This is a genomic window from Streptococcus hongkongensis, from assembly GCF_053206145.1.
This window is the reverse complement of the sequence record NZ_JBRUGD010000006.1, coordinates 105,645-131,821: the sequence shown is the minus strand read 5'-3', so window position 1 is coordinate 131,821 and position 26,177 is coordinate 105,645. Positions and strand designations below refer to the sequence as shown.

The window sequence follows — 26,177 nt, the reverse complement described above, 5'->3', positions numbered from 1 at the left end:
AAAAAACATCTCAGAGAGATATAATTGTAATCTACCACAACAACAATTGGAAGGTCTCTGAGATGCAAAACTATTATACACCAAAAGGTAAACAGTTAACACTAACTGATCGTAGAAATATACAACGTTGGGTAATTGATGAGGAAAAATCACATCGTGAAGTCGCAAGAATGCGACCCTAAAACAGGTCGCATTCATTGAAAATTGGATAAACAACTATCCTAAAAAAATACTAGGTTACAAATCTCCTAAAGAGTTTTTCTTGGCTGGCTAACTTGCACTTGAAATTTAGCGTAAAGAACTCTTTGAAATAGTTTATTACTAATATTATATAAAATGATCACATACTATTTAGCTTCAATTAATCCTAAATCACCATCTTCACGTCTATATAATACATTTGTTTCCCCATCTTCTGCATCTGTATAGATAAAGAAATCATGACCAAGGAGTTCCATTTGCAAACGTGCTTCTTCAACATCCATAGGTTTCAATGTGACATTTTTTGTCCTAACGATACGAATTTCTGGAATATCTTCTACTTCTTCTGCTTCAAATTCTTCTGTGAAGACCTGACCAGTTGGCACTTTTTCTCGATGTTTTTTAGCAATCTTCGTTTTATTTTTACGAATTTGACGTTCAATTTTATCAACAACTAAATCAATTGAGCCATACATGTCTTGAGAAACATCCTCTGCTCTTAGAGTCATTGATCCCAATATAATGGTAACTTCGACTTTTGAAGTTTTTTCACGATACACTTTTAAATTCACACGAGTATCTATTTCATTGTCTTCAATAAAATATTTTTCAATTCTTGACAGTTTTGATTCAACGTAGTCGCGAATGGCTTCTGTAACTTCAATATTTTCACCACGTATACTAAATTTAATCATAAGATACCTCTTTTCTGCGCTAAGCGCTTTCTTTACTTATATTATACCGTTTTCATGAAAATTTGCAAGTTTTTACCTTGCTATTGACGTACTTTTTATAATTGAAACTCCTTTTTCTTTTAGTAATTTCTTTATTTGATATATGGTTGTCCCTGTAGTATAGACATCATCTATAATGAGCACCTTCTGAGGCAATTTTTGACAATTAATTATTTCAAACTGATTATCGGATGCAAGTCTCTCACTTCGACTTTTTTCAGATTGGCTTTGCCCTTCTTTTTTGTGGAGAATATCAAGATAGCTAAGCCCCGCATCATCTAAAATAGACGCCACTTGATTAAAACCACGCGCTTCATATCTACTTTTACTAACTGGAACAACTAGATATGTATAATTTTTGTAGTTCTTCTCAATATGTTTTCGTAATTCTTGAGAAAAAATTTTTTTCAGAATGAAATCACCTTGAAACTTGTATTTTGAAAAATATTCTTTCATGGCTTCATTGTATTTATAGATTGCTGTATGCGAAACCACTTCTTCTTTTGCATTCCATCTCCGGCAATCATAACACGTCACTTCTGTTCCACTTTTCCAACATGATTGACAATGCTCCAATCTTATTTTTTCGAATTGACACTGACAAGTAGTACAAATCAACTTCTCTACATTTTTCATTAATATAATATCAAACATACGTAGTTGAGGTGTAACTATTTCACTACAAAGTAAACATTTTTCAGCCATAAGCTTCCTTATTCATTACTATAATTTCTTTTCTAGCTTTTATCATTGCTTTACTAATCCCTTCATGAATGAACAATAAGTTCCCCGTTGGACGATTAATTGACCTTCCAACTCTCCCAGAGATTTGTATCAGACTACTACTTGTAAATAATTTATGATTTGCTAGAATAACAAACACATCAACCTCAGGGAATGTTACACCTCGTTCTAAAATTGTTGTGGTAACTAAAATGTTAATTTCTCTTTTTTTAAATGTCTCAATTAGTATTTTTCTATCAATGGTTTTGCTTGAAACGAAGGCTATACTTTCCTCAGGAAAAGATTTTCTCAATAATTCAGTAAAACTTTCTCCACCATTAATTATTGGATAGAAGATAAGTAAGGGAAAACCTGATTGTCTTTGATTTGCTATCAGTTTTTTTAGCACCTTTGGAAACCTCAACTTTTTGATTTGTTGACTTAATGCATAAATCAACTGAAATTTGGGAACAACTAAGGGATAATTATGAAAACGTCTTGATAATTTTATTTTTTCATAATGTCCATCTTTTACTTTCTGCTCTAGCTCTGCAGTTGAAGTTGCCGTTAAACAAACAACCTTCCCATCTCCCTTGAGACAAGAACGAGTTGCTTGGTTCAATATGTGATTGCCCACAAATGGAAAGGCATCAATTTCATCAATTATTAATAAATCAAAAGCTTGGTAAAATTTTAAGAGTTGATGCGTTGTCGCTACCACTATCGGACTGGGAGTGTAATCTCCTGATTCACCATGCAAAATAGTAATTGAACATGCGAAATCCTCAACCAAACGATTTTTAATATCAATACAAACATCTACACGAGGACTTGAAAAACAGACCCAGCCTCCACTATTTAATACCAATTCCATCAATTTATAGATCATTTCTGTTTTTCCAGCTCCTGTTACAGCATGGACTAAGCTATTTTTTCCGTTTTGATAATTTGATACCAAAAGATCTGAGACACTTTTTTGATAAGCTGTTAATTGCCCCACCCAACTTAAATAGTTACCTGCTGGAAAACTGATGGCATCAAAATAATAAAGATACGAATCAGATTCGACACGTCCAAAGGCAATGCAAGCTCTGCAATAATACTTCCCAATTGGTAAAAGGTTTGACATATCAATTGCTTGATAGCATCTGCCACAGTACATTTTTTCCGCTTTTTTAAACATAGTCGGCTTAATATGTGCCTTTTCAAGCTCCAACGTCAGCAGCTGTTGCTCTGTAAAAATCCGACCTTGTCCATAATGATTCTTTCCCATACTTATTTATTCGAAAAACTTTGCTAAAACTAGCTATTTACTGTAAAATTTTCTTATGGAAAGTTATAAAACAATAGAAAATGATTACCAATTCGAGGAAATCATTAAAAAATCTCGATTTATTTGCCACCTTTTCAAGATCCATTCTGAAGAAGAAGGTAAACACTATTTAGCTCAAATAAAAAAAGAGCATTACAAGGCAAATCATTCTTGTCATGCAATGATTATTGGTGAAAAAAGTGAAATTAAACGGTCAAGTGACGATGGAGAACCTTCTGGTACAGCAGGGATACCAATACTTTCAGTTTTAGAAAAGCAAAATTTAACCAATGTCCTAGCCGTTGTAACACGTTATTTCGGTGGTATAAAACTAGGAACGGGTGGACTCATCCGCGCTTATTCATCGACAACATCTCAAGCTCTCCAAGGCAGTGGTCTGGTCGAAATGAAAGTACAAAATGGGCTTATCTTAACCTTAACTTACGCACAATATCAGACATTGTCTCATTTTTTAGAAGAGAATCAGCTGTGCGAAGCTAATGTTTCCTTCTTAGACCAAGTCCTTGTAACCATATATTTCAACCCAGAGCAAGAAAACGAAATCTGTCATAATTTACAAGATTTTTATCATGGCAAGATTGCTTTTCAAAAAGTTGATTCGCAGATTATCGCTGTAAAATTGTAGAAATGTCACAGGAATGATAGTCTTCAACTATTGCTTTGATAAAGTTTGATTATTTTACATTTGCTTAAGTTGTGACTATACTTATGTTATATCATCACTATTTATATTCCAAAAAGGAGACTGTCATATGACAAAGATATATACAAATATCACAGAACTCATTGGTCAAACACCAATTTTAAAATTAAATAATTTAGTACCTGAAGATGCTGCGGACGTTTATGTTAAAATCGAATCCTTTAATCCTGGATCATCTGTTAAAGATAGAATTGCTCTGTCAATGATTGAGGATGCTGAAAAAGAGAGCAAGATTAAACCTGGTGATACTATCATTGAACCAACTAGTGGAAACACTGGAATCGGTTTAGCTTGGGTGGGAGCAGCAAAAGGCTATAATGTTATTATTGTAATGCCTGAGACAATGAGTATTGAAAGACGTCAAATCATCAAAGCATACGGGGCTCAACTAGTCCTTACGCCTGCTGACCAAGGAATGAATGGCGCAATTGCTAAAGCAAAAGAATTAGCAGCCGAAATCAATGCTTGGGTTCCTATGCAGTTCAGTAACCCTGCCAATCCAAAAGTACATCAAGAGACAACAGGGCAAGAAATCTTGGACGCTTTCCAAGAAATCGGCTTGGATGCTTTTGTTGCTGGTGTAGGTACAGGGGGCACAGTGTCCGGTGTCTCTAATACTCTAAAAGCTAAATTTCCTGAAATAAAAGTATATGCCGTTGAATCAGATGAATCAGCTATACTTTCTGGAGAAAAACCAGGTCCACATAAAATTCAAGGTATTTCAGCAGGATTTATTCCTGAAACCCTTGATACTAAATCTTACGATGACATTATTCGTGTTACTTCTGAAAATGCACTAGGCACTGGACGTTCAATTGGTAGCAAAGAAGGCTTCTTAGTTGGAATTTCTTCAGGAGCTGCAATCTACGCCGCTATTGAAGTTGCCAAACAATTAGGTAAAGGTAAAAAAGTTCTTGCCATACTCCCAGATAACGGCGAACGTTACCTATCTACCGAACTCTATCAATTTGATAACTAAAAAATAGCGTTCACTCCTAATTGACACAGTAAAACCCCTTCCCAAATAATTTGGGAAGGGGTTTTACTATTGTTTGAAATTTTTAAGGCCTTCATCAATCCATTTGGGCAAAGCTTTTTCTAAAGGCTGAAAACCAATGGTCAACCGACTATTTGTAAATCTATGCCGATGAGTAATGGTATGCTTTTCTTCCTCTAAAGTCCGCAGTGACAAACTCGCTTTTTTTGTAAATTCATCAACATCAACAACTTGTACCAAGACTTCTTGTCCTTTTGATAATATATCATTGATATCATCAATAAAACCACTTTTTATTTCTGAAATATGAATGAGACCTGTTGTCCCATCTTTTAGGGCAACAAAGGCACCATAAGGTTTAATACCAGTAATTTTACCATGCAATTTGTCGCCAATTTTCATTAATCCACAACCTCAATTGTTTCGATAACAACATCTTCTTTTGGTTTATCTTGGGCACCAGTTTCGACTGAAGCAATCTTATCAAGCACAGCAAATGACTCCGCATCCATCAGTTGTCCAAATACAGTGTGACGACGATCTAAGTGTGGTGTTCCACCATTTTTAAAGTAAGAAGATGCAATTTCTTTTGGCCAACCACCACGCTCGAGTTCTTTTTGAGCATATGGAATACTTGAATTTTGAACAATGAAAAACTGACTACCATTGGTATTTGGTCCGGCATTGGCCATTGAAAGGGCTCCACGAAGATTGTACAATTCGTCTGAAAATTCATCTTCAAAACTATCACCATAGATTGACTGACCACCCATGCCTGTACCAGTTGGGTCGCCACCTTGAATCATAAATTCAGGAATAATACGGTGGAAAATAATGCCATCATAATAACCTTCTTTAGCTAGTCCAATAAAGTTGGCTACTGTTTTTGGTGCTTGCTCTGGGAATAAGGCAAGTACCATATCACCATGATTTGTTTTAATAGTTGCTTTTGGACCTTGATGTGATTCAAGTCCCAACTGTGGAAATTCTAATTCTTTTTCTAACAATCCTAACTCCTCTAAGGCATATTGAATGCCATCTTCCTCTACTTTTTTTGTGATAAAATCAGCTTTTTCCTGAACAAGTGGATGTGATACTCCCATTGCAATACTGATTCCAGCATAATCAAATAATTCTAAATCATTTAATTCATCACCGAAAACTAGAATATTTTCTGGTTTTAAACCTAGATGTTCTACAACTTTAGAGACACCTAATGCTTTTGAAGTATTTTTTAATACAACATCTGATGAGTTATCATGCCATCTTACCAGACGTAGATGTTCAGCTAAATCTTCAGGTAATTGTAAGGCATCACCTTGGTCTTCAAATGTCCACATTTGATAAACATCATGCTTCTCATTATAATCTGGTACGACTTCTAAGTTGGCATAGACATTATCAATAGCATTATTAATCAAATCATTCCGATCAGAAAGTACCGCTTCATGGCGACCAGCCATACCATAGTGAATACCTGAAGCATCTGCCCATTCTTTGTATCTCACGACAACTTCATCAGGAATTGGTGCTTGGAAAATAATATTTTTTTTATTATCTTTAGCATAAGCACCATTTAATTTAACACAGTAATCTGCATCCAGATTTTGAACTTCTTCAGGCACACCGTAACGCGCTCTTCCTGAAGCTATACCTGTAATAATACCTTTTGCTTTTAATCCTTTAAAAACTTTCTCAATCGAACTTGGCATAAAGCCAGTATCTTTTATTCGTAAGGTATCATCAATATCAAAGAAAACCATCTTTATTTTCTTTGCTTTATATTTTAATTTTGCATCCATGTTATCCTCCCATACAGTGCATCTATTATATCATTAATTATCGTCTTGTGGCACTATATGGTGTTGGAAGGCATAAACAACTGCCTGCGTTCGGTCATCCACTTCTAGTTTAGAAAGGATATTTGAGACATGGGTTTTGACCGTTTTCAAAGATATAAATAATTCATCAGCAATCGTCTGATTATCATATCCTTTTGCTAACAGATACAAAATATCAAATTCGCGAGCTGTCAATTCTTCGTGCAAATCAGGATTTTTATCATGTTCCTTAATTTTCTTATCAACTTTTGTTTCAATTGCCAACTGCTCTTTTGCAACTTTTCGAATAGCATTTAAAATTTCTGCTGCACTAGATGTTTTTAGCATATAGCCTTTTGCTCCAGCATCAATAACTGGATAAATTTTTTCATTATCTAAGTATGATGTTAATACGAGAACTTTAGCCTCTTTCCATTGCTCTAATATTTCCAGTGTGGCTTCTACACCACCCATTTCTGGCATTACCAAATCCATCACTAAGACGTCTGGTCTCAGGTCCAAAGCTAAGTCAATCCCTTGTCGGCCATTTGAAGCTTCACCGACAACCTCGATATCCTTTTGCATATTAAGAAAACTCTTTAACCCTAATCGAACCATCTCATGATCATCTACTAAAATGACACGTGTTTTATCCATTATCTTCCTCCAATACCAGTGGTAATCGAATATCCATGGTGACCCCTTTACCTTTTTGACTAATTAAATGAATAGTACCTGCAAGATCATCTACTCGGTCTTCTATATTTTTTAAACCATAACTTAACTCTCTCGCATCATCCATGTCAAAGCCAACACCATTGTCAACCATTTTTAATTGGACTTCATTTTTTGATTGATTTAAGTAGACTTCTAAACGACTTGCTTTAGCATGTTTTAAGGTATTGCTAATAAATTCTTGAGCAATCCTAAACAAATTATCTTCCATTGATTTCGGTAGCTTACTGATATTTTCTTTATAAATGACTTCAATATCACTTTTATCTGTTAACTCTTTTAAAATCATGTGAAAGCCTTCAGTTAAGGTTCTATTGGCTAACTCTGTTGGTCTTAAATGGAGTAGCAAGACACGTAAATCCTTTTGTGCATTCTGCAGCATCGCTTCCACTGTTACAATTTGTGTTTGCAGTTCATCTTTTTCTAAATCATCCAAACTCATGGAAACCCCTGACAATATCATAGACGACGCAAATAATTCTTGACTCACTGTGTCATGCAAGTCCCTAGCAATTCGCTTTCTTTCACGTTGCACAATTTTTTGGCTGTCTAAAAGGTAGGCACTTTCTTTTTTTTGTAAACTCGCAGTCATATGAGCCATCTTTTTCGACAAACGAATCAAATTAATGTTAATTTCAGAATTTTCTTCTAGTGTGATTGACTGATTATTTAATATTCGACGTAAGTTTTGGTTTGTTCCTCTTTTACTATTATCATCTAAAATAATCCATAATAAGAGAAGAAGCAAAGTGACGGAAACAATTAAAAGTAAGATTGAAAACAAGAGACGTTCTGTTTTCCATAAATCAACTGTCAAATCATTTATGGTCAATCCTAAATTATTCATAACCACAACTACTATGGAAAGCACTGTAATACTTGAGTATAACCAAACTAGAAAATAGTAACGTTTGTTCATTGTCTTTTCACCTCCACTGCTCCAGCTAAGGTGTTAACAACTATTTTGACCTTTTTCAAACTGTCACTGGCACTGTCATAGCCTAACTTAATAGATTCATTTCGTAAATCATATTCTTGACAACTAAAAAAATTAATACTGCCATAAATAGAGCTAACATCAATTGTAACCGCAACGTCTATAGGTACAATAATTTTTGTCGGTCCATAGATCTTTCGAATAAGGATAATATTATTTCCGCCTTGAACAATAACATTTGATAAGTCAATTGTGTCACTACCACTTATCCTAATAATATTGATATCATCAAAGGCATAATAATCACTATCATAAGTGGCAGCGCCAATCCATTGATGTTTAGTTTTTCTAACGGCGATATTTTCTTGACCAAAGCGAATTAATGCAAATCTATTTTTCTTTTTCACCTGTGAAAAATGATTAATCACAACATAAACTATTGCTATCAGAATAGCTAAAATGATATATGGATTTAACATAAAAATAAGAAATAGCAACAATAAGCCAACTGTCAGCAAAAAATTATTTCTATTGTCTTGATTATAAAACCGTAAAGCTAAAAGAATGATAACTAATATAAAAATAAAACTCGTCACATCATTTTCTAAAATAGTCAATATCCCCATAGCTAATAAGATACATTCGACTAATAAAAAGAACTGAAATTTTTTCATTGGACTCCTTCCATCATTTGACATTTTATCAAATTTTAACTGAAAATTCATCTTAAAGTCTTAGAAACCAAAAACAAAAAACAGCATACCACTTGTACTCAGAGACTTCGATAGAAGTCTAATCATTTGTACTGTGGATGCTGATTATTTTAAGGCGTTCCCATAGAGGCATTTGAAGTAGTGGAATCAGTCGTAGCTGTACTTGAGCTACTACTTGAACCACTTGTTGCATCTGAACTTGAAGAACTTCCCGAGCTTGTGTTAGTGTTTGTTTCACTTGAACTAGATGAAGATGACGAAGACTGATCAGTCGAATTTTCTGCATCCGGATAGAGGTAAAGTGCAATTTCGCTACTATCTGACACAATGATATCTTCACCAGCATACGGAAATTGAGCACTGATAATTAATGTCGATTTCGGATTATGTACCTTACTATAACCGGTACTTGAATTGACATCTGGATAATAAGCTACAATTCGATTTGAAACAATACCTAAATCAGTTAATTTCTTCACAGCTTCCCCATATGTTAAGTTTGTCAAAATCGGCATCGGTTCTTTTTCATTTTTAGGTTTCTTCTTCTTAACTTTAGGTTTTCCAGTTGATACAAAAAGGTCAACCTGGGCACCATTTCGTCGTTGTGTTCCAGCTTCTGGATTCGTTCTTATCACTTTTCCAGATTCGACGGTTTTACTTTCTTCCTTATAAATTTGTCCAACTTGAAGTCCCGAATCAGTTAATTCTTTCTTTGCCACACTTAAGGTGACACCATTAACATCTGGCACTTTTATGGTAGATGGCTTGGTTAGAATTAAATAGGCGAAAATCGCTACTAAAACAACAAAAAGTGCAAAGAAAATCTTCAGTAATGTTCCTAAAAAACGGCCCCGTTTTTTCTTTGGTTTTTTACCGATGACAGGCACGCCCTTATCCTCCATGTTGTCTGGAGCAACCTGCTGTGGCGAAACTGTCGATTTAACTTGTGTAACTGGCGTTGGGGTTACTTTAGGTAGAGGTCTTGTGCTCTCTACATCATTGAAAACCAACTTGCGTTCACGACTACGATTATAGCTCAGAGCAGTCATTAAATCTCTACTCATATCAAATGTTGTGGCATAACGGTCACTCAACCGCTTAGCTGTCGCTTTGATAACAACGTTTTCAAGAGCCTGAGGCACGTTCTTATTCTCTTCAATAATTGATGGAAGTGGTTTTTGGAAATGTTGCAACGCAATCGTTACAGCACTATCTCCATCATATGGGATGTGACCCGTTAACATTTCAAAGAGCATAATCCCCATTGCATAGATATCACTTTGAACTGTTGCTTTTGAACCTCTTGCTTGCTCTGGCGATAAATAATGGACACTACCTAGCATTGAATTTGTCTGCGTTAAGCTTGTTTCTGCAAACGCAACAGCAATACCAAAGTCAGTAACTTTTACAACACCATCTTTTGTTAATAAGATATTTTGAGGTTTTAAATCTCTATGTACAATGCCTTTTTGGTGGGCAAGCGTCATAGCAGATAAAACTTCTTCCATAATTCTTACAACAAGATCATTAGCAATCGGGGCATTTTCTTGAATATACCTTTTAAGATCATATCCATCAACATATTCCATTACTAAGAACTGCTGTCCGTCCTCTTCTCCAATATCTCTAATTGCTACGATGTTTGGATGATTTAGTTCAGCCATAGCCCGCGCTTCCCTTTGAAAACGCGCTACAGCAACCTGATCTGTTTGATAATTAGTCCGCAAAACTTTAATTGCAACATCTTCATTATCTAAAATCAAATCATTAGCTAAATAAACATCAGCCATTCCACCGCGGCCAATAGACTTCAGGATACGATAACGACCAGCAAATAACTTGCCAATCTGTATCATAATTCCTCATCCTCACTTTCGTTATGAACCAAAGCAATCGTGATATTATCTAGTCCGCCTCTTTCATTTGCTAAAGCAACTAAGGCAGTATTCTTCTCATCAAGAGAAATACTACGAGAAAGTATCTCTACGATTTCATCATTCGTCACCATATTGGTCAGACCATCCGAGTTGATAACGAGGTAATCATTTTTGTCTAAAACTTTTATTCCTAAATCAACTTCTAAAGGATTGGCTTGCCCAATAGACTGGGTAATAATATTTTTTTGTGGATGAATAGCCGCTTCTTCTTCTGAAATTTGTCCAGCTTTGACTAATTCATTAACCAATGAATGATCACTAGTTAGCAGTTTATATTGACCATCTTGAACTAAGCCGATTCGAGAGTCCCCAACATGAGCAAAAATGGCACTATTATCAACCAAAACAACTGCTTCTACTGTTGTTCCCATTCCCTTATAGTCCTCAGTTTGTCCCATTTGATAAACACGTTGATTTTCAGTTTCAATCGTTTCAAGTAACCAATCTCTGATTTGATTTAGTTCTGTAAATTCAGTTTGAACCCATTCTTTGCCAAGGTCGGTTACAGTCATTTCACTGGCAATATTACCTGCACGATGACCACCCATACCGTCAGCTAAGATAACTAAGGTAATTCCTTTTTTATTATCAAATTTATTGATAAAGTCTTGATTATTTGAGCGTTTTTGCCCAATATCAGTAATTAATGAAATTTTCATATGTGTCCGTCTGACAGAGTCAGTTTCCTCCTAAATACTACAAGATACGTTTGACTTGTCCAATAAAGAATCCGTCAGTTTGATACTGTTCTGGTGTAATGACTATACAACCATCTTTTACGATATCTGCTTGTGTATGGTTTAGTTTTACTTGTTCAAAATTTGGATGACTTTGCAAGAATTTTTCAATAACTTGAAAGTTTTCCTCATCGAAAATCGTGCAAGTGCTATAGGTTATTATACCACCTTTACGTACCGTTTGACAAACACTAGACAATATCTCTAATTGAATTGCCTGTAATGACTGAGAGTCTTGTACATTTTTGGTGTATTTAATATCTGGTTTGCGACGAATTAAGCCAATTCCAGAACAAGGTGCGTCAACAAGAATCTTATCAAAAGAATCAGCTGAAAAACGTTCATGAACTTTCCTGGCATCTAACACTTCAGTTTTAACACGTTCACTTAACCCTAATCTTTTGGCGTTTTCTTTAACTAATTCAAGTTTATGGTCATAAATGTCCAAAGCAGTTACTTTTCCAGTTGATAAATAAGATGCCATATGAACTGTTTTTCCTCCAGGAGCGCTGCAGGCATCAAGTATTTGATCATCTTCTTTAATCTCTAACGTTGGAGCCACTAGCTGACTTGACTCATCCTGAATAGTCACTAGACCATCTATAAAGGCTTGACTTGAAGCAAAATGGCCGGAGGATTTTATTAAGCCCACAGGAGAAAGAAGTGATGCTTTTGCGTCTAATGATTCTTTCAACTCATCATAGTATTCTTTTTTGGTCACCCGAATACTAGCCTTGCTAGGAATGAAGAGACTCTCCATAACGGCCACTGCGCGCGCTTCACCAAGTTGATCAATCAATTTTTTGACCATCCAGGTTGGCATAGAATACTGAACAGAATAGCGTTTGTTCTTTCTTTTAATTGCTTCAATAGCCGGCATCTCATTCTCACTTAATAGACGTAAGATGGCATTCACATATTTCTCAGCACCACGTTTATTCCCTCTATTTTTAGCAATACTAACAGCATCGTTAACAATAGCATGCGCTGGTACCTTATCTAAATAGAGTAGTTGATATAGACTGAGCATTAATAAATAGTAAACCCACTTCTCAATCTTGTCACGATCTTCAATAAAGTGAGCCAGATACCATTCTAATGTCATCTTTCGTGACAACGTCCCATAAACAATTTCTGTTATCAATCCCTTGTCTTTAGCAGATAAAGCATGGTTTGTCAATTGGTTATTTAAGGCGAGATTTGAGTAGGCTTCATTGTCAAAGATGTCTTCCAAGACAATTAGTGCTTTTCCTCTTGCTAATTTTTTCCAATCATTGGCCAAATTGATCACCCACTTCTAGTTCACGTCCCAGTCCATTTAAAAAGTCTGAAATTGCCATTTTAGGTTTGCCAGCAGGTTGTACTAATTTTAATGCGACAGCTTGGTCTCCCGCCGCTACAACCAGACTTTTCTTACTTTTAGCAATAATTTGGCCTGGTTGTCCCTGACCTTCTACCACTTCAACCTCGTATAACTTAAAGCGTTGCCCTGATAGGTATGTATGAGCAATCGGCCAAGGATTCATGCCACGAACTTGATTAAAGACATCAAACGCAGATTTTGTCCAATCAACTTTTTCTTGTTCTGAAGAAATGTTTGGTGAAAATGTCGCTTGGGAATGATCCTGAGGAGTTGGTTGCAAATCACCAGATAAGTAACCTGGTAAGCTTTCAAGTAATAAATCACGGCCAATAATGGCTAATTTATCAAACATGGTACCAACATTGTCAGACTCTGTTATTTCTGTACTTGCTTTTGAAACCATATCTCCGGCATCCATTTCTTTAACCATTTCCATGATGGTCACACCTGCTTCTTTTTCGCCATTAATAATGGCATAGTGAATTGGCGCTCCACCCCGATATTTTGGTAATAAAGAAGCATGAACATTTAAAGCAAAGTCTACTGAGTCTAATAATTTGCTTGGTAAAAATTGACCAAAGGCTGCTGTAATAATACCATCTGCACCCAATGCCATAATATCTTCTAGTTCCTTTGATCCAGATAATTTTTCAGGTTGATAAACAGGTAATTGGTTGGCTAAAGCAACTTCCTTTACCGGTGTCATTTTAATTTCTTTTTTTCGCCCAACAGCACGATCAGGTTGAGTTACAACGGCCAAAATTGTATATTTACCATCTTTTAACAAGCCTTCTAATACTGTGGCCGAAAATTGTGGCGTTCCCATAAAGAGTATTTTTGTCATTTTTTCTACCTTACTACCTCCTTTTAATATATAGAGGTTATCTTTCTAACATTAGTTTACATGAAATGTTGAGGTTCTTGGTCAATAATTACTTTTAAGTCTTTATTCTCTTTTTCTTGTGTCCAATCAAGAATTACATTTAACGTTTCTTCTAGTTTATCCTCAAAACGATACTTCAAAATAATTTGATAGTGATATAAATTATGTGTTCGAGCAACCGGTTTGGGTGTTGGTCCTAAAATTTTAATTTTGTCAGATAAATTATCTTTTAAAATAGACATTACTTGATAGGCTTTTTTGACTAGAGCCTGTTCGTCCTTCATTGATAAAGTGATTCCAACTGTAAAATAATAGGGTGGGTAAGCCATTTTTTGGCGTATTCCCATTTCATAAGCATAAAAGGCTTCGTAATCCTGATTTTTGGCCATCTGAATAGCATAATGATTGGGATTATAAGTCTGAATCAGTACTTGACCGGGTTTATCGGCTCGACCTGCTCGACCTGCAACTTGTGTCAATAATTGGAAGGTTTTCTCAGATGACCTAAAATCTGGCAAGTTCAATGACGTATCAGCATTTAAGACTCCAACAAGGGTTACATTTGGAAAATCTAACCCTTTAGCTATCATTTGCGTTCCAAGTAAGATATCTGCTTCATGATCGCCAAACTGCGCTAATATTTTTTCATGACTACCTTTTTTTCGGGTCGTATCCACATCCATCCTAAGAATGTGCGCTTCTGGAATTGCTTCAAGTAATTCATCATAAGCCTTTTGCGTCCCTGTACCGTAATAGCGAATACTCTTACTTTGACAATTAGGACAAGTTCTCGGGATGTCTTTTTGATAGCCACAATAATGACAATTCATACTTTTAGTATCCATATGCAAGGTTAATGAAATATCACAATTGGGACAGCCATCGACATAGCCACAATCCCGACACATGATAAAACTAGAATAACCTCGTCTGTTCAACATAAGAACAACCTGTTCCTTTTTTTGAAGCCTATCTTTAATCATATCAAGTAAATAGGGAGTGTAATTACTTAATGATTGCTTTCCAATATAATCTCTGAAATCAACAATTTCCACCTCTGGTATTCTAGCTAATGGATTTGCTCTTTGGGTCAATTCAATAAAATGATACAAGTCTTTACTAGCCCTAGCACGACTTTCAATGCTTGGTGTTGCTGATCCCATTACCAAAACAGCTTGATGAGATTTGGCCCTTAAAAGCGCGACATCACGTGCATGATAGCGAGGATTTGACTCTTGCTTATAGGTAGCTTCATGTTCCTCATCTATAATGATGGCACCAATGTTTTCTAAGGGTGCGAAAATAGCTGAGCGAGCACCAACAACTACTCTGGCTTGACCTGTTTTAATCTTTTTCCACTCATCAAATTTTTCCCCATCGGATAAACCTGAGTGCATAATAGCAACCAGCTTTCCAAAACGTGAAATAAATCGATTTGTCATTTGTGGCGTCAAAGAAATCTCAGGGACAAGAACAATTGCTGTCTTTCCCATCTTCAAAACAAAATCAATCGTATGCAAATAGACTTCTGTTTTACCAGATCCTGTAACTCCCTCAATCAAAAATGGTTTGGAATCCTGTCCTATTGCTTGGGTGATTTGCTTAACAGCAGCATCTTGTTGCGGATTTAATTTAAGAAATTCTGAAGACTCTACCTTATCAAAATAAGCATCACTTCGATTTACAGCTTCTTCATAGATATCAATTAATTGATTAGTGATAAAATAGTTTACGACATCACTTGAGAAGTCCTTTCTCAAGTCACTTAATTTACCATCTCTTGAATTCATCAAAAGAAAATCTTTAAGTTGTAATTTCTTTTTTGCGCGCGTAGAAATTTCTGAATCACGTAAAGCTTGACAATTAACTTTGTAATAGGAGATTTGTTTAACTGTTTTTTTATCTTTGGCCAGATAAGTTAGTTCTATCTGACCATTTTTTATTGCTTTCAATGCAAGTGCTTCCTGAGTAGATGCCAGTTGCGACATTAGGACACTAGTTTTTTTACCAAAAATTTTTTCGCGTTCCTCTGTGGCAAGGTGTTCGGTAACATGCAATTCTTTATCATAATGAGAGTTAAGAAGATTAGGAAGCATCGCTTTCAAAAGGGTGATTTTATAGGAAAAGACTGTTTTTCTTAAAGAATCTGCCAAATGTAATTGCTCCTGATTAAGAACTGGTTCAGCATCTAATAAGTCAATGATTTCTTTATAGTCACCTTCAGCTTCACCAAAACCTATGACAAATCCTTGTAAGAGACGATTACTTCTTCCAAATGGCACATGAACCCGTGACCCAAGTTCAACGAGACCATCATATTGTTCTGGAATGGCATAAGTAAAGGGTTTATCTGTTTGCATTAATGGAACATCAACAATAATCTGTGCTACTTTCATCTCTTCTCCTTTCCTTACAAGTTAAATGAAAAAAACTAAGATTTATCAACCTTAGATTTTTTCTCCTTCTTCTTCTTTTTCTTTGGCAATTTGTTCTTTTATCTTACGTTCTTCTTCTTCTTTTGCAATACGCTCAGCTTCAATTTTAGCTCTTACTGCTGCACGTTTTGCTGAAGGGTCTGGATGGATAACAACATTTCCAGATTCGATTTCTTCTAAAGCTTGTAAAGTTGATTTTACAGACTTGAAGCCTTGAGTTGCTTTAGCGCCTGCTTCAAGTTCATGTGCACGTTTTGCTTGTAAAATAACAAGTGAATATTTTGATGGTACTTTATCAAGTAAAGTATCAATTGAAGGTTTTAACATCATAGGAATTAACTCTTTTCTATTTATCAGCGAATCGGTTTTGTATTTGTAATCATTTTATCGTAGCGACCGATGACGCGCTCTACTCTGAAATGCTCTGTTTCAATAATTCGTTTGACACGTTCAGCAGCTAATGGTACTTGATCATTAACAACTGCATAGTCATACTCTCTCATTAAAGCAATTTCTTCTCGGGCACGTTCAATTCGTTTAGCAATGACTTCCTGACTATCTGTTCCTCGACCAACTAAACGGTCTTCTAATTCTTCTAAATCAGGAGGTGTTAAGAAAATAAAAACACCATCTGGTACTTTTGACTTCACCTGTAGCGCTCCTTGTACTTCAATTTCCAAGAAAACATCAATACCTTTGTCAAGCGTTTGGTTAACATAGCTGAGTGGTGTTCCATAATAGTTACCAACATACTCTGCATACTCTAACATTTGACCATTCTTAATTAATTCTTCAAATTCTTCACGAGTACGGAAATAATAATCCACACCATCAACCTCACCAGGTCTTTGTGCACGTGTGGTCATTGAAACTGAATATTCAAATTTATGATCGGGCGTTGAGAAAATCTCTTGTCTAACCGTCCCTTTCCCAACTCCAGATGGTCCAGAAAAGACGATCAACAAACCACGTTCGGACATTATATTCTCCTTAATAATTGCTTTCTAATAGTTTATCACGATAAAGCGTGATTTTCAAGCCAATATTCACTTAAGTTAAGAAAACAAAAAAGGCTTAGAAAAATGAATTTCTAGAGACTATGTTTTCAATCTGGCAGATGTTACTAACATCGTTTTAAACAATCTTGGATACAATTTTCTATCCTCCATGAGTTATGATTGTAATTGACCCAATACTACTGTGTTGAGCATTCTAATTACTATTTCACAAAGAAGGGCAGTAACTGACAATTTTAGAATAATATCTTTATCAGTTCATTATTTTCATAGCATTAATTTTAATAAACAGCGTCTTAAAATTCTGAAGATTAAAACTGTCAGCGCTGTATCGGGTCTCACCTTTGGCTAAATAAAAAAAGGCTCTATAATTTATGTAGTGGGCAAAACCACTATAGAGATTATAGAGCTTTTTGATTGTAGAAAAGAGCCTAAAAAACGACTTCTCCATGAAATTGTTTGTTAATATAGTTTGAATGCATTGATGGCTTATCCATAATTTCCCTCTCTCAAGAACTTTAAAATGTCCTTGGGCTTGCTTTTTCGATTGGCCTATAAGACGTGTTCACGTGTATGTGCGCCATCAGTCAAGGCAGCTTGCAAGGTAATCTTTTGAAAAGGGCTTAGGGTGGCGGTTTTTACTAAGCGTTCAACATCTTCTACAGAGAGAGCTATGCCATCGTCTTGAATAACCTTGTAGAGATAGCTAAACCATAAATCGCCATCACCTTTTGCATGTTCACCGGCCCTTACCATATACGCATACCACCCCCATCATTGTCTCCCTTCGCCTTGTGATTCATTGATCTGCTCAAGCATCGGCGTGCTTCTTCCATCAAGCTAGTTCTAGTCTCTCTAATATAGCTCACTTTTATCCAAGCGTCACCTGATAGCTTATCCATAAGCCCTGCAATCTCCAAAGCCACATGAATCAGGGCATAGAGAACAGGGCTGATAGGTATAAGTGAGGCTCACGCCTTGGGTGATGGTTTGCCTCTTCTTTTGGTTAGGGTGGCATAGAGGGTGACAAGGATAAGGGCGACAACTATGCCAATCAGGGCACACAGTAGCTCAATCCACAGTCTAGCCTTGTCCACACCCTTTGCGGCTTGGTGGGCTTTTTGGTAGTGCTTGTGGTTATAAGGGATCCTATGCCCTCTGACCAACAGGCGTTTGGTGTTGACCCCATAGGGCGTGCAAGTCACCAAAGTGGCATAATCCTTGCCAACTTCTCCAGAAAGGAGAGACACTTGGTCTGGCTCAACTGTGGCGATTTGGTCCACCTGATAGGCCAAGGTTCGGTTGAGGACACGAAAATAAAAGATGTCCCCTTTTTTTACCAAGTTTAAATTGGTAAACATCTCTGCCGAGGGAAGGCCTCTATGGGCAGAAACAACAGCATGCGTCCCTTGACCACCAACCGGTAGGGCGCTGCCAAATAAATGACCCGCCCCCTTTGATAAGATAGCATCTCTGGTGTAGTGATAGATGGGCAGATTGATTCCAATAGCAGGAACCTCCACATGCCCCATCATGCCATCTTTTTCCATTCCCAGCAAGCTTTCATAGACCTTGTCCTCAACCCCCTCTCGAAATGAAAAGGCGTCTGGCACGGGCTGGATACCGAGTTTCTTATTGTAGGCCTCTGCCTTTTGCCAAATACGGTCTGTCTCTGAAGGCTTTGTTTGGCTGACTTGTCGCTGGTAAGAGGACACCAATTGGCCATCACGGTAAGCATTCCACTGGCTACTAAACTTAGGGTAAAGAAAGATGCCAGTACCCACTAAAAATAAGAAGAGTAGACCAAGATTTTTTAGTTTTTCTGTCACAATATCTCCCTGTCCTTAAAAAGGAGACTGTAGCTAGACAGTCTCAATCCTTTTGCTCGTCTGGTCAGTTAGGCTTATGCCTTACGTCTTTTCACCACATAAATGCCAATAGCGCCTGCCATAACAGCCAACCCTAAAGCAGTAAACAGGTAAGTTCCGATACTACCAGTTGACGGCAGCTCACCCAATTTTGTGTTGGGAATATCGGCAATTAGAATTGTCCCCAAACCAGCTGTATTTTTCTCAGTTACAGTAGTTCCCGTTGGAGTGGTAGTTGTAGAATTAAGGTAAGCTTTCGTTACGCCCTCTTCTGTTCCTTGGAATTTGTTCATTGCATAAAATACATTATTTTTTAACCACCCCACTTGACCTTGTCCATTATCAGTTGAGGTATAAGTACTACGAGTTGAAGATGCTGAAGTTTCTGTAGTTGCTGTACTCCAACTAGCTTCCACAGCATATACTTGTGTATTCAACGAGTAGCCTTTTGGACTGGTAATTTCTTTGATATAGTATGTCCCTTTACCAACCTTAGTTGAAATTGCATAACCATCTTGATTAGTCGTTACAATATCAATAAGGTTTTTTGCACTTGCATCTGAGTAGATACCAAAGACTGCATCTTTCAATGGTGCCTTCGTCTGAGAATCAATTTTTTTGAAAGCCAATTGATACGTGTAAACTGTTTTTGAATCCTCTTTTCTGGTAATACTTTCATCAGTTTGAGGATCTGGTTTTGTATTTGGATTATCGTAAGTTTTACCATTGTTAGGATTATTAGTATAGAAATATTCTGCAGTATTAGCATTCCCTATAGAACCTACTTTAGCATTGTCATTCACAGTTCCACTATAAGCAATGGTTGGAGCTATTGTTTCAAGGTTGTCATAATTGAAGGCAAGATTGAAACCATTGCCAACATTATGCGCTTTACCGATGACCTTTCCGGCACTATTGGTAAATTCACCAGATGCATTTGCCTTTAAAGTTTGCCCTTTCCAAGAGACAGTTAATGAAGTATAATCAAAAGTCAAACCATCCGAAAGTATATCTGATACAAAAACCGTTTTGTTGATGGCGGCAGTTGAATAGCTCGGCAACACGACAGAAAGTTTGTAATCGACCCTATCACCAAGGCCAGCAGTAGCTTTTTCACCGTCTGCTATCGTACCACCAGTAATTTCCTTTTTAATACTTGGCTCTGAAGATTTAGCTACAGCAGTTTCCCCAAACAGATAGCTTGATTTTGCAGAAATCGGTTTAGCATTCAATGGATTTTCACCATCATATGAAGCTGCTAATAAGATTGGATTGAACGTATGAGTTACTGAGCCAGAAATCAAAGCGATATACACACCAGCACCTGTTACAGTTTTAGTTGCTTCAGTACCGGATAAGTTCATAGTCTGCGTTTCCAGTGATGTGATTGTTCCGTCAATGAGACCTTGAGCAATCTTTTGAATTTCCGCAGTGGTTGGACCAGTTTCGGTCAGTTTTACACCATCAGCATATTTAAATTTTACAAAGGAGTCTCCTACATCGTTGTATTCGCCTGAAGCAATCTTATACAGCTTGACCTCTTTTGGATTTCCTTCAATATTAGTAATTTTCAATTCAGCGGTGTCTGTTTTAGAGACGGCCGATACCGGTGCCGCGCTCAGGCCCACCGAGGCTAGGATAGTCAAGCAGACTACCAGGATTCGTTTTATTCTTGTTAACACTTTCTCTCTCCTTCGTTCATAAACTAAGTGATTGTTATTTTGTTTTAGCATCTTGTCCCTTTAAGTTTCAAGCGACGTCTATACAATAAGAAGGTAACCGTCATCAGCAAGCTCCCAACGAGCAAGAAGAATTGGCTTCCCCTTCCCCCAGACGAGGGTAGCTGATAAAGCTTATGATTCTTAATCTGATAAGCACCAGCCGTAGGCGCCACTTCGCCTTCAATCGGGTGGCTCACCCTTAGCTTGCCGTCCTTGGCAACGGTTACTTCCCATGGGTTTTCCGGTAGGGTATAGCCAAGCCGGGCTTTGGTTTCGTAAAGGTAATAGGTTTTCCCCTTTTGAAGATAGGAAAAGGTCAGCTTGCCTTTGGCGTCCGTTGTCCCCTTTTCCCAAACGGTTTTCTTGTCAGCCTTGCGTAATTCAAAGGCAACGCCTTCCAAAAGCTTGCTGGAATCCGTCGCATCTACCTTGGTAAAGGTGATGGGTAGGGGCTTCACCTGAATGACAGGGTGTTTGTAAGGCAACTTGTGGTCACGGCCATCAGCCTTGTAATTCACCGAAGCCTCCTGATTGGCATAGAAACCACCCTTGCCCGAGCTGGTCTGATTTCCTGCATGGTCAGTGTCTGCCTCACCCTTTGTCGCATAGACGCCCTTTTGATCCTTGTAGTCTTCGTAGGCCTTGTCTGAGGCCTTAACATTGAAGGACAGGGTATAGGTGTATTTGTCATCGACCTTATGGTCGGACTTGAAGCTTACTGTCACCTTGCCTGATGGCTGAACAGTTGTTTTAGGCGTAAAGGTGACCTTATCAATGATGTTTTTTCCTGCTTCTGTGACTTGATTGTCCTGATAGAGAACCTCTTTGACCGTCGTTTCTTTTGAGGTTCTGGTCACTAGCACATCTGGCTGTTGCTCATAATAATTAACATACTGACTCAGGGTATCTGATATTTCAAGTTGAGACGCCTTACTGTCTTCAATAATCTTATTTAAGGTGTTCTCTAGTTCATTTGTATCTGAAATACCATGGTAACGGTCTTCACCTGATAAGTATTTCAAGACCACGGGACTAGAACTAGCTGACTCACTATTAATATCTTTGGAAACCCCTAAAGCATAAGTCGTCAAGTCCGGGTATTTCTGCTTAAAGGCATCAATGGCAAGCTTTGTACCTGCTTGAGAGTTGAGTACGTTATCTCCCAATAAGGTACCATTCCCCTCACGGTAATGATCTGGCCCGAAGTGGAAGGTCGGTACCCCATCACTAATAAAGACCATGATTTTACGCCGGCCGTTACCAACCACCTGTTGCAACATCTGATCAGCCTTTAATAAGGCAGCATGGTAATTGGTACCATTGCGATCTAATCCCGTTAATAAATCTGGATCTAGGGTCGCATCCTGACTCCAGCTTTTTAATATATCTGCATCTAGGCTTGTCTCTTCACTAGGTTGGTAACCGGTGGTTCCGTTAGGCTTCTGATAAGGCTTCCCGGACTGATAATCAATACTACCCTGAAAACCAATAACAGATAAACTATTTTTAGGATTAATATTGATAAATTTTTGCAATAACCCATTGTCTCCCAATAAAGCATCTTTTACGGCTTGATCACGTTGAATACCAGAGGAAACTTGAACCTTACTTTGATAAATATAGCGAATTGACCCTTGATCAAAACTGTCACCTTGAAAAGTATCATAATCCTGAGTATTATAATAAGACCAAGACTGATAATAAGAGTTCCACTGGTAGCCATAGTAACGATACTTGTCAACCGTTCCAATCCCATCTCTCATACTGCCAGACTTATCCACCACAACCAAAACGTCCAGAGCCTGTTGGCTGCCGGTCATGTCCAGATAAAGACGGTAGAGGTCTGAGGTATCCTGTTTATTAGCCGAGTCATCATCTAGGCTGGTATCAGGGTTGTTTTGCCCATCACCCAGATAGTCGATACGCTTATGGTGCTCCAGTTCTCCTTTAGGCTCAGCAAGTTGAGCAGCGCGTTTGACCTTCGTTTTAAAGGCACGCGGCTGCGGCCCCCGAGGCGTTGCCAACATAGGCTTTAGGGTCAAGGGAAGAGTCGAGCGCAGGTAGAGATTCACCGTGTTTGCCCCGCTTGATGATGGCTCCGCTTGATAGACCCCAAAGGGGGTATCCAGTGGCCTTGGCACCGAATCCTTGGCAGACTGATAGTCCGTTTTCACAATTTCGTAGCCTGTCGAACTAAAATCTGTCACATAAAACTGATTATCCCATGTGTAGAGCGTGTCAATAGTCTGAACAAGGTCAAAATCAGCTGAATCCCGTGAACTTTCAACGGCTGACTTTTTAGGAAGCAGTATGTTCACGGTAATAGCCTCGCCCAAACGGTCGGCCGAATCAGTCTTGTCACGCTTATTAACTGCACCATCAATCACCAATTGACCGTAAGATCCCAAATCCAATTTTTCTGTTTCCCTCAACTCACGCGTAGTGGCAAAAATAATACGTTGACCCAGATCTGCATTATAAGTAACAGACTTTATCTGGCTAGTCCCTCCTGTCTCAACAGTAGCCTTGACGAGTTGGAGCTTGTTATTAGAAACTACAGCCAAACTTACATTCTTATCTCCAGTGGAAAGCCCCTTCAAGGCCAAGCCATTCTTAAAGTCCAGCCGCGTTTCCAATCCTTCTTGTTGCTGAGTCTTGGCATCCACTGTAACCAGACGGAGATCGACTAGGGAACGCCCTTCTTTTCTCAATTGTCGAGAAAGCTTTGCAATATCTTGACCGTAACTATGATGTTCCTTAGAGTTGCTTAGGGAAGCCGTAAGGCTGTCATCCAACTGAAATCCTAGCTGACTCGTGATAGAGAGACTCAACTCACTATTTTCTGATTTTAGCTCTTTTTGAGCTCTAGGAGAGGCTTCTTCACTGCTATTTGATTTTAGCTCTTTTTGAGCTACATCAGAAGTTTTCTCACTATCGTCTTTTTTTACAGAATCTACAGGCTTGCTATCACTAGCAACAGAGTTACTGATGCTAGTATTTGTTTCAGCATAGCTAATTGGTAGTGATAAAGCCCCTAATTGGCCTCCAAGCATCCCCGCAAGAACAACGAGGTGACAGACCTTTTTTCTTAATGTTTTTCTCATAAAAAAATTATTACTAATCTTTCTCCCTTCTTACTCATTCATACCTTTTTATTCTCAAAATAACGTTTCGACAACTCCCATATCACTGGGTTCAGGCACTCGTTTTACTATATCACAAAATCAAAAATGCTTTAACCATTTTGTACTGATTTCATTATCATTTTATCCATGCTACTAACCAAGATTTTAATAAAGTCTGACAGAAAAATCTGAACATTAGAATATTAAAGACTTTCTATTTACATTAAAAATCGTTATAATATTATTAATACTAGCTGATAAAAGGAGAATCGTTTTGCTTGAAAACTATTTGGAACCCATCATCAATCATCAGATTTTACTCTTGAGCATACTGCTTAACAAAGATCGGATGAGCCTTCAAAGCATTCAAGAAAAAACTGGCTTCAGTCCTTCAAAAATCAAAGTCTACCTCCAACAATTAGAAAAACTCTTTCAAGGAGCTATCCACTTTGAATGGAATAAGGACCTTGTTCATTGTACTGTTTTGACAAAAGAAAGGTCTGATTTTTTAACAACTATTTATAAGCAGTCTACCCGTCTCCAAGTTTTAAAATTTTTGTTAACAGAAACACCTCATCACAAAGTCAAATCCGTCTCAGCTTTTGCTAAAAAACATTTTATTTCAACGCCATCAGCCTATCGGCTGATTCAATCCATGAACCCCTTCATAGAGGAATGTGGCTTAAAACTAGAAGATAATCATATCTTTGGTGATGAGTTGCGCTTACGCTATTTGATTGCCCTCCTACACGCTAAATACGGGCTTGTTATCTATGATATCTCGCAGACTGATTTAGACGTTATTCACAGCCTTATTTATTCCATCAAAAATTACAAACAAGTCTCGCCCTTTTTAGATAAGAAATTTCTCTTCTTTGACTTATTGTTGACCCTATCTTGGAAGCGGCGAGAATTTGGAGTTACTGTTCCTAGACAGCCAATTTTTAGGCAACTTAAAACTTTAAGCATTTATCACTATCTGGATTCCTTTTTCAATACAAAAGGAAAAGAGCTGCTTGGCATCTCCTTTCCAAGCTCTGAGATTGACTATATCTTTCTCGTCTACCTCACTGTGAACAACTCTTTTTTACTGACACAATGGTCCGAAGAGGATTTTTCAATCTTACATGACATTGTTGACCAAGATTCCCATTATCAAGAATTACTACAGCAATTCAGACAATTATTTGGCCAATATATTTCTTTTGATAAAGACTGTATCCGATCCTTAATGCCTTACTTGCGAAAAACATTGTTTGAGTTGCAAATCTTTATTCCAGAAAAATACTATTACGCCTCTAACTATCAAGGAAGCCACCAGTTAGTTAAAACCGTCGAAAAAGCCCTTAACAATTGGGGAAAGTGTAGCAAAGGTGTTGGATTGCTAACAGGCTCTAACCTATACTTATTCTGCCTACGTCTGGAGCAACTCATCAGAGAAAGCCTTCCTCCTTTAAAGATTGCAATTATTGAAATAAATAAAAAGCATATTGATATCTTATACAGTTTAGCCATCCAAGAAGTTTGTCCGCGTTCAGTAGCTATTTATCACCTTCACTTTTTATCCGAAGAAATAGAAAACATTGCTCGACAGGATTGGGATGTCATTATGACAACATCAGAATTAAAACCCTTCATTAAAGAACAGCTAGCCATTCCGCCTAAAACCACCATAATTGGTCTTAATTTTGACTTCTTGAGACATCAAGCTAGGTACCTAGCACAGGTCATCGGGGACTTGAAAGAAAAGCAATATCAGAAAGCCCTAGACAGCATTTTAGACCAGAACAGCTCCCTCTAATCTCCAAAAATAGCTAGCCTCTTGGTATTGACAAGCGAGCAAAAGCTGACTAAAAACAAGGTCAAAAGTTTCGTTAAGTCAAGGTTAAGTTCCTTTTTCGCATGAGCCGAGCCATGTCAAATTTTTGTATTTCAACTATTAAAATTATACACTGTAAGAAAAAACATAAAGGTGACTCAGCAGTTGATTTTAAACGACTTATTGCAGAAACTACCAAGACAAACTAATATTTTAGAAGCAAACTTTGGCATTGAACGATAAGGTCTACATATCACTGCTGAAGGGCAACGAGCTTAGACCGAGCACCCTAAAAAACTAGGCTCGCTCTTACCACCCCTATATCCAAACTGATTTTAACGAAGCCCAATTAGAATAAATCACTCCTGTTTTTCACG

22 protein-coding genes and 2 pseudogenes are annotated in these 26,177 nt (G+C 37.5%); 5 read left to right on the top strand and 19 right to left on the bottom strand.

What is annotated here, in order from left to right:
- Nucleotides 1-62: 62 nt before the first annotated feature.
- A pseudogene (locus tag ACVRZD_RS05285) lies at nt 63-173 on the top strand (helix-turn-helix domain-containing protein); the annotation flags it as partial.
- Nucleotides 167-274 (top strand): annotated as a pseudogene (locus tag ACVRZD_RS05280) (IS30 family transposase); the annotation flags it as partial. The pseudogenes ACVRZD_RS05285 and ACVRZD_RS05280, both read left to right, overlap by 7 nt.
- 73 nt (nt 275-347) lie before the next feature.
- On the opposite strand, the gene hpf reads toward ACVRZD_RS05280, so the two are convergent.
- The 3 genes from hpf to ACVRZD_RS05265 all read right to left on the bottom strand — a co-directional run bounded on the left by hpf (nt 348) and on the right by ACVRZD_RS05265 (nt 2,931).
- Nucleotides 348-896, bottom strand: coding sequence for a ribosome hibernation-promoting factor, HPF/YfiA family (gene hpf / locus ACVRZD_RS05275; protein WP_037627254.1), 549 nt, complete (start codon nt 894-896; stop codon nt 348-350).
- 72 nt (nt 897-968) lie between these two features.
- Nucleotides 969-1,640: a ComF family protein gene (locus ACVRZD_RS05270; protein WP_037627252.1), complete on the bottom strand. Its 672-nt coding sequence runs from the start codon at nt 1,638-1,640 to the stop codon at nt 969-971.
- Nucleotides 1,633-2,931 carry an ATP-dependent helicase ComFA gene (locus ACVRZD_RS05265; protein ID WP_037627251.1) on the bottom strand — a complete coding sequence of 433 codons (1,299 nt, stop codon included), beginning with the start codon at nt 2,929-2,931 and terminating at the stop codon, nt 1,633-1,635. The genes ACVRZD_RS05270 and ACVRZD_RS05265 overlap by 8 nt, the downstream gene beginning before the upstream one ends.
- Before the next feature lie 55 nt (nt 2,932-2,986).
- Here ACVRZD_RS05265 and ACVRZD_RS05260 point away from each other — a divergent pair, with 55 nt between their 5' ends.
- Both ACVRZD_RS05260 and cysK read left to right on the top strand, forming a co-directional pair.
- Nucleotides 2,987-3,616 (top strand): YigZ family protein, encoded by a 630-nt coding sequence (locus tag ACVRZD_RS05260; RefSeq protein WP_037627249.1) that lies wholly within the window; start codon nt 2,987-2,989, stop codon nt 3,614-3,616.
- Between the two features lie 127 nt (nt 3,617-3,743).
- Entirely contained in the window at nt 3,744-4,673 is a 930-nt protein-coding gene (gene cysK / locus ACVRZD_RS05255; RefSeq protein ID WP_037627247.1) for a cysteine synthase A, read from the top strand.
- Between the two features lie 66 nt (nt 4,674-4,739).
- Here the strand turns inward: cysK and ACVRZD_RS05250 are convergent, their stop codons facing one another.
- From ACVRZD_RS05250 to ACVRZD_RS05175, 16 genes are all read right to left on the bottom strand, one after another.
- Nucleotides 4,740-5,093, bottom strand: coding sequence for a S1 RNA-binding domain-containing protein (locus tag ACVRZD_RS05250; RefSeq protein ID WP_037627244.1), 354 nt, complete (start codon nt 5,091-5,093; stop codon nt 4,740-4,742).
- The gene (locus tag ACVRZD_RS05245) at nt 5,093-6,493 is read right to left on the bottom strand and encodes a bifunctional Cof-type HAD-IIB family hydrolase/peptidylprolyl isomerase (protein WP_447450333.1); all 1,401 of its coding nucleotides are present in this window, start codon (nt 6,491-6,493) and stop codon (nt 5,093-5,095) included. Before ACVRZD_RS05245 ends, ACVRZD_RS05250 begins: the two co-directional genes overlap by 1 nt.
- 33 nt (nt 6,494-6,526) lie before the next feature.
- Nucleotides 6,527-7,168 (bottom strand): response regulator transcription factor, encoded by a 642-nt coding sequence (locus ACVRZD_RS05240; RefSeq protein ID WP_037627242.1) that lies wholly within the window; start codon nt 7,166-7,168, stop codon nt 6,527-6,529.
- The gene (locus ACVRZD_RS05235) at nt 7,161-8,165 is read right to left on the bottom strand and encodes an envelope stress sensor histidine kinase LiaS (RefSeq protein ID WP_037627240.1); all 1,005 of its coding nucleotides are present in this window, start codon (nt 8,163-8,165) and stop codon (nt 7,161-7,163) included. The genes ACVRZD_RS05240 and ACVRZD_RS05235 overlap by 8 nt, the downstream gene beginning before the upstream one ends.
- A complete protein-coding gene (liaF, locus tag ACVRZD_RS05230) occupies nt 8,162-8,857 on the bottom strand; it encodes a cell wall-active antibiotics response protein LiaF (RefSeq protein WP_037627238.1) in 696 nt (231 codons plus the stop codon). Before liaF ends, ACVRZD_RS05235 begins: the two co-directional genes overlap by 4 nt.
- 149 nt (nt 8,858-9,006) lie before the next feature.
- Nucleotides 9,007-10,752, bottom strand: coding sequence for a Stk1 family PASTA domain-containing Ser/Thr kinase (pknB, locus tag ACVRZD_RS05225; RefSeq protein WP_037627236.1), 1,746 nt, complete (start codon nt 10,750-10,752; stop codon nt 9,007-9,009).
- A complete protein-coding gene (locus ACVRZD_RS05220; protein WP_037627234.1) occupies nt 10,749-11,492 on the bottom strand; it encodes a Stp1/IreP family PP2C-type Ser/Thr phosphatase in 744 nt (247 codons plus the stop codon). The genes pknB and ACVRZD_RS05220 overlap by 4 nt, the downstream gene beginning before the upstream one ends.
- 37 nt (nt 11,493-11,529) lie before the next feature.
- Nucleotides 11,530-12,852: a 16S rRNA (cytosine(967)-C(5))-methyltransferase RsmB gene (gene rsmB / locus ACVRZD_RS05215; RefSeq protein ID WP_037627257.1), complete on the bottom strand. Its 1,323-nt coding sequence runs from the start codon at nt 12,850-12,852 to the stop codon at nt 11,530-11,532.
- Nucleotides 12,842-13,777 carry a methionyl-tRNA formyltransferase gene (gene fmt, locus ACVRZD_RS05210; RefSeq protein WP_037627232.1) on the bottom strand — a complete coding sequence of 312 codons (936 nt, stop codon included), beginning with the start codon at nt 13,775-13,777 and terminating at the stop codon, nt 12,842-12,844. The genes rsmB and fmt overlap by 11 nt, the downstream gene beginning before the upstream one ends.
- A gap of 56 nt (nt 13,778-13,833) precedes the next feature.
- Nucleotides 13,834-16,212: a primosomal protein N' gene (locus ACVRZD_RS05205; protein WP_037627230.1), complete on the bottom strand. Its 2,379-nt coding sequence runs from the start codon at nt 16,210-16,212 to the stop codon at nt 13,834-13,836.
- Nucleotides 16,213-16,263: 51 nt separating this feature from the next.
- Nucleotides 16,264-16,581 carry a DNA-directed RNA polymerase subunit omega gene (gene rpoZ, locus ACVRZD_RS05200; RefSeq protein ID WP_037627228.1) on the bottom strand — a complete coding sequence of 106 codons (318 nt, stop codon included), beginning with the start codon at nt 16,579-16,581 and terminating at the stop codon, nt 16,264-16,266.
- Between the two features lie 23 nt (nt 16,582-16,604).
- The gene (gmk, locus tag ACVRZD_RS05195; RefSeq protein ID WP_037627226.1) at nt 16,605-17,231 is read right to left on the bottom strand and encodes a guanylate kinase; all 627 of its coding nucleotides are present in this window, start codon (nt 17,229-17,231) and stop codon (nt 16,605-16,607) included.
- A 588-nt stretch (nt 17,232-17,819) separates the two neighbouring features.
- On the bottom strand, nt 17,820-18,023 hold the full coding sequence (locus ACVRZD_RS05190) for a hypothetical protein (protein WP_230588975.1): 204 nt from the start codon (nt 18,021-18,023) through the stop codon (nt 17,820-17,822).
- A gap of 215 nt (nt 18,024-18,238) precedes the next feature.
- Entirely contained in the window at nt 18,239-19,096 is an 858-nt protein-coding gene (locus ACVRZD_RS05185; protein ID WP_447450332.1) for a class C sortase, read from the bottom strand.
- Between the two features lie 74 nt (nt 19,097-19,170).
- On the bottom strand, nt 19,171-20,817 hold the full coding sequence (locus ACVRZD_RS05180) for a SpaA isopeptide-forming pilin-related protein (protein WP_447450331.1): 1,647 nt from the start codon (nt 20,815-20,817) through the stop codon (nt 19,171-19,173).
- A gap of 44 nt (nt 20,818-20,861) precedes the next feature.
- Nucleotides 20,862-23,909, bottom strand: coding sequence for a DUF7604 domain-containing protein (locus ACVRZD_RS05175; protein WP_447450330.1), 3,048 nt, complete (start codon nt 23,907-23,909; stop codon nt 20,862-20,864).
- Nucleotides 23,910-24,255: 346 nt separating this feature from the next.
- Between ACVRZD_RS05175 and ACVRZD_RS05170 the strand changes: the two genes are divergently transcribed.
- Nucleotides 24,256-25,782 (top strand): helix-turn-helix domain-containing protein, encoded by a 1,527-nt coding sequence (locus ACVRZD_RS05170; RefSeq protein ID WP_037627225.1) that lies wholly within the window; start codon nt 24,256-24,258, stop codon nt 25,780-25,782.
- Nucleotides 25,783-26,177: the final 395 nt, after the last annotated feature.

Bases quoted from the DNA above. Each gene is read 5' to 3' on its own strand.
- hpf (WP_037627254.1), bottom strand. From the start codon at position 896: ATGATTAAATTTAGTATACGTGGTGAAAATATTGAAGTTACAGAAGCC.
- ACVRZD_RS05270 (WP_037627252.1), bottom strand. From the start codon at position 1,640: ATGGCTGAAAAATGTTTACTTTGTAGTGAAATAGTTACACCTCAACTA.
- ACVRZD_RS05265 (WP_037627251.1), bottom strand. From the start codon at position 2,931: ATGGGAAAGAATCATTATGGACAAGGTCGGATTTTTACAGAGCAACAG.
- ACVRZD_RS05260 (WP_037627249.1), top strand. From the start codon at position 2,987: ATGGAAAGTTATAAAACAATAGAAAATGATTACCAATTCGAGGAAATC.
- cysK (WP_037627247.1), top strand. From the start codon at position 3,744: ATGACAAAGATATATACAAATATCACAGAACTCATTGGTCAAACACCA.
- ACVRZD_RS05250 (WP_037627244.1), bottom strand. From the start codon at position 5,093: ATGAAAATTGGCGACAAATTGCATGGTAAAATTACTGGTATTAAACCT.
- ACVRZD_RS05245 (WP_447450333.1), bottom strand. From the start codon at position 6,493: ATGGATGCAAAATTAAAATATAAAGCAAAGAAAATAAAGATGGTTTTC.
- ACVRZD_RS05240 (WP_037627242.1), bottom strand. From the start codon at position 7,168: ATGGATAAAACACGTGTCATTTTAGTAGATGATCATGAGATGGTTCGA.
- ACVRZD_RS05235 (WP_037627240.1), bottom strand. From the start codon at position 8,165: ATGAACAAACGTTACTATTTTCTAGTTTGGTTATACTCAAGTATTACA.
- liaF (WP_037627238.1), bottom strand. From the start codon at position 8,857: ATGAAAAAATTTCAGTTCTTTTTATTAGTCGAATGTATCTTATTAGCT.
- pknB (WP_037627236.1), bottom strand. From the start codon at position 10,752: ATGATACAGATTGGCAAGTTATTTGCTGGTCGTTATCGTATCCTGAAG.
- ACVRZD_RS05220 (WP_037627234.1), bottom strand. From the start codon at position 11,492: ATGAAAATTTCATTAATTACTGATATTGGGCAAAAACGCTCAAATAAT.
- fmt (WP_037627232.1), bottom strand. From the start codon at position 13,777: ATGACAAAAATACTCTTTATGGGAACGCCACAATTTTCGGCCACAGTA.
- ACVRZD_RS05205 (WP_037627230.1), bottom strand. From the start codon at position 16,212: ATGAAAGTAGCACAGATTATTGTTGATGTTCCATTAATGCAAACAGAT.
- rpoZ (WP_037627228.1), bottom strand. From the start codon at position 16,581: ATGATGTTAAAACCTTCAATTGATACTTTACTTGATAAAGTACCATCA.
- gmk (WP_037627226.1), bottom strand. From the start codon at position 17,231: ATGTCCGAACGTGGTTTGTTGATCGTCTTTTCTGGACCATCTGGAGTT.
- ACVRZD_RS05190 (WP_230588975.1), bottom strand. From the start codon at position 18,023: ATGGTAAGGGCCGGTGAACATGCAAAAGGTGATGGCGATTTATGGTTT.
- ACVRZD_RS05175 (WP_447450330.1), bottom strand. From the start codon at position 23,909: ATGCTTGGAGGCCAATTAGGGGCTTTATCACTACCAATTAGCTATGCT.